The sequence below is a fragment of the Pseudomonas eucalypticola genome, from assembly GCF_013374995.1.
In the GTDB taxonomy this organism is placed as follows: Bacteria; Pseudomonadota; Gammaproteobacteria; order Pseudomonadales; family Pseudomonadaceae; genus Aquipseudomonas; species Aquipseudomonas eucalypticola.
Genome location: NZ_CP056030.1, coordinates 2,570,862 through 2,583,479, shown reverse-complemented (window position 1 = coordinate 2,583,479; position 12,618 = coordinate 2,570,862). Strand labels below are relative to the sequence as shown.

The following is a 12,618-nucleotide window of genomic DNA, read 5'->3' as shown; positions in this document are numbered from 1 at the left end:
CGTTAGCGCCCCCAAAGGCGTCACGAACACCGCGCAGCAACAAGCACACCGCATAGCGGGCTAGTCACAGACCGTCGCGCCGCGGGCCGGGGGCCAGGTAGCGGGCGAACCAGGGCCGCGTCTGAGGGACGCGTTTCATCAGGCGGTCGGCTTCCTGCTCGGGGCTGAAGATGACTTGCAACGCCAGTTTCATCGTCTCGATGTCCAGCTCGCTGCCACCGCCGTTGCGCTTGCCCCAGGCACCACAGCCTTCGCTGGACGGCCCAAGCCACGGGTCAGCCACGCATACCCAGCGCCCCGGCGCGAACCAGGGGATACCCTTGACCGTCAGTTGCCGCACTTCACCCGGATGTGCCTGTTCATGGGCCAGGAACCAGTCAGTGATACGGTCGTCGATCCAGCCGTGAAACGCCCAGAACACCGGATTCACGTGGGAAGAAAACGGGTCACCCAGGAAGTCGTTCCCAGCGCCGAACCAGCGCTCGGCGAAATCATAGTTGCGCCGTGCGTAGGCCATCGGCCAGCCCGTGTCCGGGTCCCGCCCCATGGCCGCCCAGCGCATGTGCAGCCAGTCATGAATACCCAGTTCGATGCGCGAGCCCAGCTCGCCCAGGCACAGGGTGCTCAAATACTCAGGGTCATGCAGTTGCGACTCCCACAGCTGGAAGTTGGCGTACAACCCCTCACGGCTCTTGATGTGGCACAGCCACTGGTTGAAATGCGGGTCGCCGTCGGCCTGCCAGCACGGCGGCACGCTGTAGCCGCTGGTGTTGTTCATGTAATCCGCGAAGGCCTGCACGTTCTCGCCCACATAAGGCCGCGGCGCTGGCATGCACGGCCACGAACGCAGGTCCTGGACCTGTCTCACGCCGTGCAGCATGTGCCGGTGCATGAACAGAAAATCCTCGCCTGAGCCATTGCGATGGCGGTCATGGCCGCGAGCATTGCGCTCCTTGCCCAGCGGCCCGACCTGCCAGCCCAGGGCCCGCACCGCCTGGCGGCGCGACTCGTCGATACGGTGCCAGCGGTCGCGGCTGGCGTGCCATAACTGGTGAAAGTAGCGCCAGCCCGGCGAGATCAACCGCTCGTGCAGCGCCGGCACATAGGCCAGCCGCTCGCGCGCCTGCACGAACGGCCGACGGCTGGCAACGAAACGCGCCTGGGGCCCGGAATACCCTGCCTGGGTTCCCGCCGCGCGTATCAGGCCACTGAGGGTGGCCCCACCCCCGCCCTGGCTCCACACGGTCCAGATCTCATCGAGGACCGCCTCGCAGTCATACCCCTGGCCAGACGTCGCGATCAGCTTGAAGCGCAGGTGCGGCAAGCGTTCGGCCGCCAAGGGACCGTACACCTGCAAGCCATCGTCATAGGGCGGCGTGCCCAGGTAACCTCGTACCGCCCGCGCGCCCTGCCCCACGTCCAGCAACAGTTCCAGCGGCCGCGCCAGTTCGGGAAATGCTGCCTCGCCGTCGACCAGGTGCCAGTCCCAGATGCCCGCCAGCCGCTCGCCCAGCAACGTGTTGGGCAGGTCCGCGACCGGCACCGCCGGCTCATCGGAGCTCAGCTCGGCCTCCTGGGCCGCGTCCCATTTCTGCCGGGCGTAATAACCCGCGGGCAGCACTACACCAGCGGCCACCAGGCCGGCCAGCATTCCTCGACGTGACACCTTCATCCACTGTACTCATGACGTGACTACTGCAGCGAAAACGAACGGTCGCCGAGGCGATTTAGGCGCTTGGTAAATTCTCCCTGCGTCAGCTCGTTTCACCCAACAGGTTCGAACGGCATGGGGCCGTCGTGCAGGCGGGTCGAAATGGCAATGACGAAACACCCTCTTCTATCGCGCAAGTGGCCATGGCTGGTGGTCCTGATTCTTCTGCTGGCTGGCGCAGGCGCCGGCGCCTGGTATTACTGGGTGTACCTGCCGGCCCATCCTTACAGCAGGGCCATCGAGCAACGCGCCAACGCCCTGCAGGAGCGCATCCTGGCCCTGGACGGCCACTTGGACGTACCCCTCGACTACGGCACCGAAGGCCGTGAGGCCAACCGCGACGGCCCGACCCAGTTCGACCTGGTCAAGGCCGGCAAGGCACGCCTGCGCGGGGCCAACATCGCCATCTGGTCGTGGCCGGAATTCTGGAGCGGGCCCAACTGGCCACATCGCCCTACCCCGGGATTCCAGGCCGCCATGGCCAATGAGCTGGAGGTACGCTACAAGATCATCACCGGCATCGCCCGGGACTTCCCCAACCAGGCCGGTATCGCCTACACCCCTGCAGACTTCCGCCGCCTGGCTGGCGAAGGCAAGTTCGCCATCGTCATCAGCATGCTCAACGCCGCGCCGCTGGGCGACGACATCGACAGGCTCGACCTGTGGGCCGCGCGCGGCGTGCGGGTATTCGGCCCAGGCTACGTGGGCAACAACAGCTGGGTCGACTCGGCCCGCCCGCTACCGTTCCTGGGCGACTCGGTCGACCCGCTGGGGGGCCTGTCGGACATCGGCCGCCGCGCCGTGGCCAAACTCAATGACCTGGGCATCGTCATCGACGTGTCGCAGATGTCCAGCCAGGCCCTGACCCAGGTCACCCACCAGAGCCGAGCCCCGGTGATCGCCTCGCACACCGGTGTGCAGGGCATGATGGACATCCGTCGCAACCTCAGCGACGCGGACCTGGCCAACATCAAGGCCACCGGTGGCCTGGTCAACATCGTCGCCTACTCCAAATACCTCAAGCCATTCTCCCGCGACACCATCAGCAAAATGAACGCCCTGCGCGCCCGCTATGGCCTGCCTGACGTGCAGAACCAGACGCAAATGGGCACCACCACCGACCCGGTGTTCTCCATCTGGTCGGAGAAGAAGTTCGGCGAGTTCCTCACCCCCTTCTACGACATCCTGCGCCAGGAGCCCGAGGCCACCCTGGGCGAGTACGTCGACTCGATCGACTACGCAGTGAAGAAGATCGGCATCGACCACGTTGGCATCAGCTCGGACTTCAACGACGGTGGCGGCGTGATCGGTTACCAGAACGTCGGCGAGAGCCGCAACGTCACCGCCGAACTGATACAGCGCGGCTACTCGGACGAAGACATCGCCAAGCTGTGGGGCGGTAACTTCCTGCGTGTGTGGGACGCCGCCCAGAAGGCCGCCAAGCCGGCCGCTCCCCCTGTCGCCCAACTGCAAGGACACCCATGAAACGCTTGAACCTGTTGTTTGCCTTAGGTTGCCTGTCGCTGTCGACCCATGCCTCGGCTGCCGACCCCGTGGAGCCAGGCAAGGTCTTCACCGACTGCAAGAAGGACTGCCCGGAAATGGTGGTGCTGCCCGCCGGCAGTTTCGTCATGGGCACCCCCGATGACGAAGTCGGCAAGCAGGACGACGAGAACCCGTTGCACACTGTCACTTTCGCCCACCCCTTCGCGGTCAGCCGCTTCAACGTCACTGCCGAACAATGGCAGGCCTACGCCAAGGCCACCGGCACCGTGCTGCCCGACGGCGACCTGCGCCCCGGCCGCCTGTGCCAGAACGGCAAGCCGCACTACGCCCAGGGGCCACGCCAGCCGGCCGTGTGCATGACCTGGTTCGAAGCCCGCGACTACATTGCCTGGCTGGCCAAGACCACCGGCAAGCCCTACCGCATGCTCACCGAATCGGAACGTGAATACGCCGCCCGGGCTGGCTCCAAGGGCTCGTTCCCCTTCCCGTTCGACAAGGAAGGCGAGTATTCCATCAGCAAGCACGCCAACGTCTACGGCCCGGCCGACGGCTTCTCGTTCACCTCCCCGGTGGGCAGCTTCCCACCCAACGCCTTCGGCATGTACGACATGCACGGCAACGTCTACGAGTGGGTAGAGGACTGCTGGCACACCGATTACGTCGGCGCCCCCACCGACGGCAGCGCCTGGACCACCGGTGGCACCTGCGAGCATCGGCAGATCCGCGGCAACGATTACAGCGAACCGGCCATCTTCTCGCGCTCCGGCAACCGCAACGAACGCAAACCCGAAGTGCGCGGTGATTGGCTGGGCTTCCGCGTGGCCCGCAACCTGGACGGTGCCGACCAGGACTGAACCCTCAAAGGAGAACCCAATGCCGGATTTCAGCCGACGTAGCTTCGTCACCACCGCCACCCTGGCCAGCCTCGCCCCCGCCCTGCCCGCCTGGGCAGCGCAGGGGCCATCGCCGACCGCCGTGGACCCGATCTTCGGCGATGACATTGTGCGCCTGGATTACAACGAAAGCCCCTATGGCCCGACCCCGTCGGCGGTCAAGGCAATGGAATTGGGCGCCCGGCAAAGCGGGCGTTACTACTACGAACAACAGGTGCGCCTGATCGAGTTGTTCGCCCGGCAAAACCGGGTGCCCGCTGACCATGTCGCGGTGTTCTGCGGCTCTCGCTCGCCCTTGCAGTACGGATTGGCACGCTACGCTGAACGGCGCAGCGTGGTCACCGGGGCCCCCACCTATGACTCGGTGGCCGCCGGCGCCAACGCAGTCGGCACCACCGTGCACGAAGTGCCCCTGGACACGCAGCACGCGCATGATGTGCGCGCCATGCTGGCCGCCGACCCCCAGGCTGGGGTGTTCTACCTGTGCAACCCGAACAACCCCACCGGCACCCTCACCCCACGCGCCGAGATCGAGTATCTCGTCACGCACAAACCGGCCGGCTGCCTGGCAATCATCGATGAAGCCTACATCCACTTTTCAGAGGCCCAGCCATGCCTGGACCTGGCGGTTCAGCACGATGACGTGATGGTACTGCGCACCTTTTCCAAACTGTATGGCATGGCAGGGGCGCGCCTGGGCCTGGCGATTGCCAAGCCCAAGGTGCTTGGCGAACTGCAACGTCTCAACGGCCACAACTTCATCTCCATTGCCGCGTCGCTGGGCGGCATCGCCAGCCTTGAACAAGCCGACCTCGTCAGCGATCGCAAGCGCACCAACCGCCGCGTGCTGCTGGAGACCACACAACGCCTGCAAACAGCCGGCTACCGCTGCACCGACGCCCAGGCCAACTGTTTCATGGTGGAGCTGCGGCGGCCGGCGCAACCGGTCATCGAGGCCCTGGCCAAGCGCAAGGTTCAGGTGGGGAGGGTGTTCGATGCGTGGCCGGACTGGATGCGCGTGACCGTGGGTACCCCGCAACAGATGCAGACGTTTCTATCGGCGTTCTTCGCCGTCATGCAGCACTGACACCTCCTTCAACACCGAGTCAACACCATGGCCAAAATCAAACTCGCTTACATCTGTTCGCTTAGAAACGCTGCCGCCGACCTGGCAGGACAGTACGTCGACTATAAAGATGAGACACGCTATATGAAGTCGCCTTTGCACTATCTGGTCGAGGCACTGAATGAAACGCCACTGGGCGACCTCTATACGCTGGAGGGGGTGATCTACGACGACGACAAGGATTCGCCGCGGGACGTAGAGAAGGTCAAGGACTATGGCTTCGCCGCGCAGCCAGGCAAACCATGGTTCTACCCTCGGGACCTGACGGTTCAGGGGCGCCCGGTGAGCAGCCTGGTCCATTCGGTACCGTCAACTTACCGCGCATTGCCGTTGGACTCGGCCCAACGCCCCGCCGCCAAGCGCGACTTTGAACAACGCCTGCGCAACCGTCTGGTGGAGCTGGAAGCCGAAGTGGTGGTGCTGGACGGCCTACTGGTGATTCTCGATGAGTTGGTCCGGCCCGGTAGCGATTTTCGCGGCAGGATCGTCAACATCCACCCCGGGGTCACACGCCTGGAGTCGCCCTACGAACGCCGCGGTGCCTACGCCACCCTGGACGCCCTGTACGGCGCCCGGGGCTTGAAGGTGGTTGACTGGACCACCCGGCAGACAACCGCCGTCGCCCCGCTGATGCTGACGGGCGCCTCGTTCCACTATGTGGATAACGGCATCGACTCGGGCGAGGTGATTCATGATGTGCTGAACACCCCCATCGCACCCGATGACACCATCCTGGAACTGCGCTGGAACAACTTCAACAACAGCCTGTTTCCGGCCTTGCATCAAGGCCTGGAGGTGCTTGCTAAATCCAGACTTGCCGCCTTCGTCTAATGCCTAACAGACCATCGACCAGGAGCGGCAGAGATGAATAATCGCACCAGCGCAATCCCTGCTCTTGCCCACGGTAGGCCACAGGTTATCCAGCCTGTGGACAGCACAACGGGGCTGGATGCCTACCTGTCCGCCTGCGAGGTGGCGTTCAACCGCCAGCCAGGCTTGGCACAGGTGACGTTCAGCGGCCAACCCTCAAGCGCCACCACCACGTTGCTGGCAGAGGGCCTGCTGCTACAAACCGGCCCACAGCAGTTTACCTGTACCGCCCAGGCTTTCTGGCAAAATCCCAGACCCTGGCTGCCCAAGGCCTCGCACGTCGCTACACCGGTGCAATACGTGCTTACCGGCGCCGTCCGTCATCCCCTGCGTCCCGCAGAGACCAGCACCCTGCTCTACCGCCGTTTCATACCGTGGCTCGGTCAGACCCTGACGTTCGACATCGCCGACCCGGATTGCGATCTTCCCGCCTTCAATCGTTGGATGAACGCCCCGCGCGTGGCGCACTTCTGGGAAGAACAGGGCACCCTGGAACAACACCATGCCTACCTGCAAAAGCTCTTGGCGGACCCGCATGCACAGCCCGTGATCGGACGCTTCGACGGTATCGCGTTCGGCTATTTCGAAACCTACTGGGCCAAGGAGGACCGCATCGCGCCCTTCTATCCCGCCGATGATTTCGACCGGGGCATGCACTTGCTCGTTGGCGAAGAGGCATTTCGCGGCAAGGCATTCTACACCGCCTGGTTCTCGTCCCTGTGCCACTACCTATTCCTGGACGACCCGCGCACGCGAAACATCGTGTGCGAACCGCGGCATGACAACCAGCGGCAAATCGCCAATTTCGATCGCAGCGGTTTCAGCCGCATCAAGCACTTCGACTTTCCTCACAAGCGTGCCCTGTTGGTGATGCTGTCCCGGGAGCACTTCTTTACCGACCGCCTCTACCAGCCTTTGGGCGACCACCAGACTCAGGAGTCACCAGCATGAGTAACTTGACACTGCACGATGTCATCGGCGTGGGCTTCGGCCCCTCCAACCTGGCCTTGGCCATCGCCTTGCAAGAGCTGTCCCATAGCAGCGGCAAGGCGGTAGATGCCTTGTTCCTGGACAAGCAGCAGCATTACCGCTGGCACGGCGACACGTTGTCGTCGCAAAGCGAACTGCAAATTTCCTTCCTCAAGGATTTGGTGTCGTTGCGCAATCCCACCAGCCCCTACAGTTTCGTCAACTACCTCAAGCAACAAGGCCGACTGGTCGACTTCATCAACCTGGGCACCTTCTACCCCTGCCGCCTGGAATACAACGATTACCTGGGTTGGGTCGCCGAGCAATTCTCCGAGCAGGCGCATTATGGTGAAGAAGTGCTGCGTATCGAGCCAGAGGTCGAAAACGGCGCCATCCACCAACTGAAGCTGATCTCCCGAAATGCCCAGGGCAAGGAACTCACCCGGCGCACGCGTTCGGTTGTCATCAGCACCGGCGGCTCGCCAAAGATCCCCGACATTTTCGCACCCTTCAAGAACGATGGCCGTGTGTTCCACCATTCGCGCTACCTGACCGGCATGAAAAACCTGGGGTGCAGCGAGGCCAAGCCCCTGCGCGTGGCCATCATCGGCTCCGGACAAAGTGCCGCCGAGGCATTCATCGACCTCAATGACAGCTTCCCGTCGGTCAAGGCTGAGATGATCCTGCGAAGCTCCGCCCTCAAGCCTGCCGACGATTCGCCCTTCGTCAACGAAATCTTTGCCCCGGACTACACCGACCTGGTGTTCCAGCAAGTCCCGGCGGACCGTGAGAAGCTGATTAGTGAATACCACAACACCAACTATTCAGTCGTAGACCCTGAGCTGATCGAGCGCATCTACGGCGTGCTTTATCGCCAGAAGATCTCCCGCCAGTTCCGCCATGCCGTGTTGTGTCGCCAGCAAGTGGAAGCGGCCGTGGATGTCGATGGTCATATCGAGCTGACCCTGCGCGACCTGGCCACCGGGCTCAAGCGTACCCACCGTTACGACGCCGTCATTCTGGCCACCGGATACGAGCGCAAAAGCCACCAAACCCTGCTGGCCCCCTGCAACCGTACCTGCATGGCCTGGAAGTGGACCGCAACTACCGCGCCCTCGCTTCTTCGGAGCTCAAGGCACCGGTGTTCCTGCAGGGCTTCTGTGAAGCCACCCATGGCCTGAGCGATACCTTGCTGTCCGTGCTGCCCATGCGCAGTGAAGAGATTGGCGTGGCGCTATACCAGGCGTTGAACATTGCCAGCCATGCACGCAAAACCGCCGCCACGCTCGCCAGCGTCGGCTAACCTCTCAGGAGCCCCCCATGTCCCAGCCCTCCCGCGGCGCCTTGCAGGACCTGTTCATCCTGCTCAAGCCGTTCAAATACACCGTCGCGTTTTCTGTTCTACTGGGCATGGTCGGCGGTCTGAGCATTACCATTCTCCTGGCCACTATCAATCAGGCCCTGCACAACGCAACCGGCCTGACCCAAGGGGTGGTCTGGGGCTTTGCCGGGCTGTGCCTGCTGGCACTGTCCAGCTCGATCCTTTCCGACATCGGTACCAACCGTGTCGGCCAGAACATCATTGCCGCCCTGCGCAAGGAGCTGGGCGAGAAAGTCCTGTCGGCACCCATCGAGCAGATCGAGCGCTACCGCAGCCACCGTCTCATTCCCGTGCTCACCCAAGACGTGGATACCATCAGCGACTTCGCCTTTGCCTTCGCCCCCCTGGCAATCGCGCTGACGGTGACCCTCGGTTGCCTGGGCTATCTGGCGGTGCTGTCATGGCCGATGTTCCTGCTGATGCTGGTGGCAATTACGCTGGGTACCGGTGCCCAGTACATCGCCCGTGCCAAAGGCATGAAAGGCTTCCTGGCCGCCCGCGATGCCGAGGATGAGCTGCAAAAGCATTACAACGCGATCGCCGGCGGCGCCAAGGAGCTGCGTATTCACCGGGCTCGCCGCCAACAGATGTTCAGCCGCAACATCCAAGGCACTGCGGACCGGATCCGCGACACGCAGATACGTTCCATCAACACCTTTGTCGTTGCCAAGACCTTCGGCTCCATGCTGTTTTTCGTGGTCATCGGCCTGGCGTTGGTACTGCAATCCTTCTGGCCCAGCCAGGACGGCGCGGTAATGAGTGGTTTCGTACTGGTGCTGCTGTACATGAAAGGCCCACTGGAATACCTGGTAGGGACCTTGCCCATTGTAAGCCGCGCGCAGATCGCGTTCCGCCGTATCGCCGATCTGTCGGAGCAGTTTTCCTCGCCGGAGCCGCATCTGCTGCTCGAAGACCGGGCCAACACGCTCGGTAGCCTGCGCACGCTGGAGCTGGACAATGTGCGTTATACCTTCGCACCGGTCGAGGGCAGCGCGCCCTTCTCCTTGGGCCCGGTAAACCTGCACATTGAACAAGGGGACATTGTCTTCATCGTTGGCGAGAACGGCTGTGGCAAGACCACCCTGATCAAACTGCTGCTGGGGCTTTACCCTCCGCAACATGGCGAGATCCGGATTGATGGTCGCGCCATCGACGCCCAGAACCGGGATGACTATCGCCAGCTATTCACCACGATTTTCTCCGACTACTACCTGTTCGATGACCCTTTCCTGGGAGCCAAGCAGGTACCGGAGAGTGCCGAGGTCTACCTCAAGCGGCTTGAGATCGCGCACAAGGTCAGCATCCGCGATGGCCGTTTCACCACCACTGATCTGTCCACTGGCCAGCGCAAGCGCCTGGCACTGATCAATGCCTGGCTGGAAGAGCGGCCCGTGCTGGTGTTCGACGAATGGGCGGCTGACCAGGACCCCACCTTCCGCCGCATTTTCTACACCGAGTTGCTACCGGAGCTCAAACGCCTGGGCAAGACCATCATCGTCATCAGCCATGACGACCGTTACTTCGACGTAGCCGACCACCTGGTACGCATGGAAGCCGGCAAAGTCGTCGTCGAAAACTGCCTGACGGCCTGAAAAGAAGGAGGCCATACCTCACCACCGATCACCCTCTGTATAACGCAAACCTAAAAATAAAGTCACCCAGCCTACAGCACTTAACTTTTATCAAAGAGCATTGAAATGCCCACCCACTACCGTTTGAATCACTTGACCAAGGCGATTGGTATCCGCAACGCCTTCAAAGCGCAGTTGCCAACCTTGGCGTTCACGTTGGCACTGCCCGTGGCCGCACAGGCGCAGACCCAGGCGCAGGAATGGACATTGAATATTCCAGCGCAGCCATTGGGGTCGGCCCTGCAGGTATTTGCCGCCCAGACCGGTGTTCAGGTGCTGTATAGCGCAGGGACCGTCGAACACCTGCAATCATCAGCAGTCGTGGGCCGTTATAGCCTGGAAGAATCAGTGCCGATGCTGCTGCGCAACAGTGGACTCAGGTATCAGCTGAGCGGCAATACCCTGACCCTGCAAGCTGCGGGCGATAGCGCCATGCTGCTGGGGGCGACGAGCGTTCAGGCCAGTGGGTTGGGAGCCACGACTGAAGGTACCGGCTCCTACACGACAGGCTCGACCAACACGGCGACAAAGCTCGGGCTGTCGCTTCGCGAGACACCGCAATCCGTCAGCGTGGTCACCCGTCAGCAGATGGATGACCAGAACATGCAGTCCCTGGAAGATGTCGCCATGGCTGCGACGGGCATCAACACCGTCAAGGACTTCGGTACCGAACGCTCGCGGTATTTCTCCCGGGGCTTCCAGGTCAACGACCTGCAGTACGATGGGGTACCCACCAGCATCGCCGAAAGCTACTCCATGGACGTCACCTCGGTGAACAACATGGCCATTTATGACCGGGTCGAATTCGTCCGCGGCCCCAATGGCCTGATGCAAGGGGCCGGCAACCCTTCGGCGGCGATCAACCTGATCCGCAAACGCCCCTCCGACGTGTACAAACTCAAGGCCGAACTGGGCGCCGGTTCGTGGGACAACTACCATAGCCAGATCGACGTGGGCGGGCCACTGAACGATGAAGGCACCCTGCGCGGGCGCACGGTGATGATGTATAACACCGGCAACAGCTATGTCGATCGTGCTGGCAAAGACAACCAGTTGTTCTATGCCATCGGCGAGGCGGACCTCAGTGAATGGACCACCGTCAGCCTGGGCACTGTGCTGCAGAAGGACTACCACAACGGTTATGACTGGGGTGGCCTGCCTACGCAGACCAACGGCAGCTTTTACCCTTTCTCCCGCTCGACCTCTTTCGCACCGAGCTGGGCGCATTTGAACAAGCTCAACCGCACAGTGTTCGGCGATATCAAGCATCAGTTCAACGACGACTGGAGTCTGACCGTCAACGGCAACGTGAGCTGGTCCAATGCCGACTTCCTGGCGCTGTATGGCTACAACATGGGCGCCAACCAGATGCGTCTTTATACCAACGACACCCAGTACGACGACGAACAGGTCAGCATCGATGCGGTCCTGAATGGCTCGTACGAACTGTTTGGCCGCAAGCATGAAATCATTTTTGGGGCCAACGCTCGTCGAGATAAATTCATCAACTATTCACGCTACAACAATAATAGCTCCGTGGTCGACATCCTCGACTTCAGTGCCTCTTCGCTGCCCCGCCCCACCTACAGCTACGACCGCATGGAGTATGACTACACGCGGGAAGACAAAGGGCTGTACATGGCAACCCGCCTGAACCCGGTCGACGACCTGCACGTGATCCTGGGCAGCCGCTTCAGCTGGGTCGGCTACAAGACGGAAAGCCCGACCTCAACCGATGAGTTCAAGGAGAACGGCAAGGTCATACCGTATGCCGGCATTGTGTACGACGTGAATGAAAATACGTCCGTGTATGCCAGCTACACCGATATCTACAAACTGCAAAGCAACTACGACGTCAACAATAAATTGCTCGCCCCGGTCACCGGCAGCAATTATGAAATCGGCCTGAAGAACGAGTTCTACGAAGGGCGACTGAACACCTCCCTGGCCATTTTCCGCACGGACCAGAGCCACATGCCCGAAGCGGTTACCACGGCGCCGAAGATCTGCGGCCCCACCGGGACCGGCAGCTGCTATGAAGAAGGCGGCAAGGTCCGCAACGATGGCTTCGAGGCCGAGCTGAGCGGCGAAATACTCAAGGGCTGGAACGGCGTCGTAGGTTATACCTATAGCCATCCCAAATATATCGCAGGCGCCAAGGACGGCCAGGACTATGCGACCAACACCGCACCGCAGCGGCTGTTCAAGATCGCGACCAACTATCAATTGCCCGGGGCTCTTGAGGACTGGCGTGTGGGCGGCAACCTGTACCACCAAAGCAAAATCTACCTCGGCGATATCCAGCAAGGCGCTTACAACCTGGTTGACTTGAATACCCAATACAAGGTCAACCAGAACCTCAGCGTGCAACTCAACTTCAACAACGTGTTCGACAAGAAATACTATTCCACCATCAACGATGACAACCTGGGCAACTACTACGGTGCGCCCCGCAACTTCGCCATTACGTTGCGCTACGAAAACTAAGGCACCACCAGAACGCCCCCTTCGAGCACGTTGCTCGAAGGGGG

8 protein-coding genes and 1 pseudogene are annotated in these 12,618 nt (G+C 61.8%); 8 read left to right on the top strand and 1 reads right to left on the bottom strand.

Annotated features, from left to right (window positions below; translation table 11 throughout):
- Nucleotides 1-64 precede the first annotated feature (64 nt).
- A complete protein-coding gene (gene pvdP / locus HWQ56_RS11645) occupies nucleotides 65-1,672 on the bottom strand; it encodes a pyoverdine maturation tyrosinase PvdP (protein WP_176570572.1) in 1,608 nt (535 codons plus the stop codon).
- A 147-nt stretch (nucleotides 1,673-1,819) separates the two neighbouring features.
- Here pvdP and HWQ56_RS11640 point away from each other — a divergent pair, with 147 nt between their 5' ends.
- The 8 genes and pseudogenes from HWQ56_RS11640 (at nucleotide 1,820) to HWQ56_RS11605 (ending at nucleotide 12,574) form a co-directional block, all read left to right on the top strand.
- The gene (locus HWQ56_RS11640) at nucleotides 1,820-3,196 is read left to right on the top strand and encodes a dipeptidase (protein WP_176572388.1); all 1,377 of its coding nucleotides are present in this window, start codon (nucleotides 1,820-1,822) and stop codon (nucleotides 3,194-3,196) included.
- Nucleotides 3,193-4,071: a dihydropyoverdine dehydrogenase gene (pvdO, locus tag HWQ56_RS11635; protein ID WP_176570571.1), complete on the top strand. Its 879-nt coding sequence runs from the start codon at nucleotides 3,193-3,195 to the stop codon at nucleotides 4,069-4,071. The genes HWQ56_RS11640 and pvdO overlap by 4 nt, the downstream gene beginning before the upstream one ends.
- A 19-nt stretch (nucleotides 4,072-4,090) precedes the next feature.
- Complete coding sequence (gene ptaA / locus HWQ56_RS11630; RefSeq protein ID WP_176570570.1) at nucleotides 4,091-5,197, top strand: pyoverdine biosynthesis transaminase PtaA; 1,107 nt, start codon at nucleotides 4,091-4,093, stop codon at nucleotides 5,195-5,197.
- Between the two features lie 27 nt (nucleotides 5,198-5,224).
- Nucleotides 5,225-6,067 (top strand): formyltransferase family protein, encoded by an 843-nt coding sequence (locus HWQ56_RS11625; RefSeq protein WP_176570569.1) that lies wholly within the window; start codon nucleotides 5,225-5,227, stop codon nucleotides 6,065-6,067.
- A gap of 96 nt (nucleotides 6,068-6,163) precedes the next feature.
- The gene (locus HWQ56_RS11620; protein WP_245217840.1) at nucleotides 6,164-7,057 is read left to right on the top strand and encodes a GNAT family N-acetyltransferase; all 894 of its coding nucleotides are present in this window, start codon (nucleotides 6,164-6,166) and stop codon (nucleotides 7,055-7,057) included.
- Nucleotides 7,054-8,378: pseudogene (locus tag HWQ56_RS11615) on the top strand (lysine N(6)-hydroxylase/L-ornithine N(5)-oxygenase family protein). Before HWQ56_RS11620 ends, HWQ56_RS11615 begins: the two are co-directional and overlap by 4 nt.
- Nucleotides 8,379-8,395: 17 nt before the next feature.
- Entirely contained in the window at nucleotides 8,396-10,048 is a 1,653-nt protein-coding gene (locus HWQ56_RS11610) for a cyclic peptide export ABC transporter (protein WP_158157540.1), read from the top strand.
- 105 nt (nucleotides 10,049-10,153) lie between these two features.
- On the top strand, nucleotides 10,154-12,574 hold the full coding sequence (locus HWQ56_RS11605; protein ID WP_158157539.1) for a TonB-dependent siderophore receptor: 2,421 nt from the start codon (nucleotides 10,154-10,156) through the stop codon (nucleotides 12,572-12,574).
- Nucleotides 12,575-12,618 lie beyond the last annotated feature (44 nt).

Bases quoted from the DNA above. Each gene is read 5' to 3' on its own strand.
- HWQ56_RS11610 (WP_158157540.1), top strand. From the start codon at position 8,396: ATGTCCCAGCCCTCCCGCGGCGCCTTGCAGGACCTGTTCATCCTGCTC.
- HWQ56_RS11625 (WP_176570569.1), top strand. From the start codon at position 5,225: ATGGCCAAAATCAAACTCGCTTACATCTGTTCGCTTAGAAACGCTGCC.
- pvdP (WP_176570572.1), bottom strand. From the start codon at position 1,672: ATGAAGGTGTCACGTCGAGGAATGCTGGCCGGCCTGGTGGCCGCTGGT.
- ptaA (WP_176570570.1), top strand. From the start codon at position 4,091: ATGCCGGATTTCAGCCGACGTAGCTTCGTCACCACCGCCACCCTGGCC.
- pvdO (WP_176570571.1), top strand. From the start codon at position 3,193: ATGAAACGCTTGAACCTGTTGTTTGCCTTAGGTTGCCTGTCGCTGTCG.
- HWQ56_RS11605 (WP_158157539.1), top strand. From the start codon at position 10,154: ATGCCCACCCACTACCGTTTGAATCACTTGACCAAGGCGATTGGTATC.
- HWQ56_RS11640 (WP_176572388.1), top strand. From the start codon at position 1,820: ATGACGAAACACCCTCTTCTATCGCGCAAGTGGCCATGGCTGGTGGTC.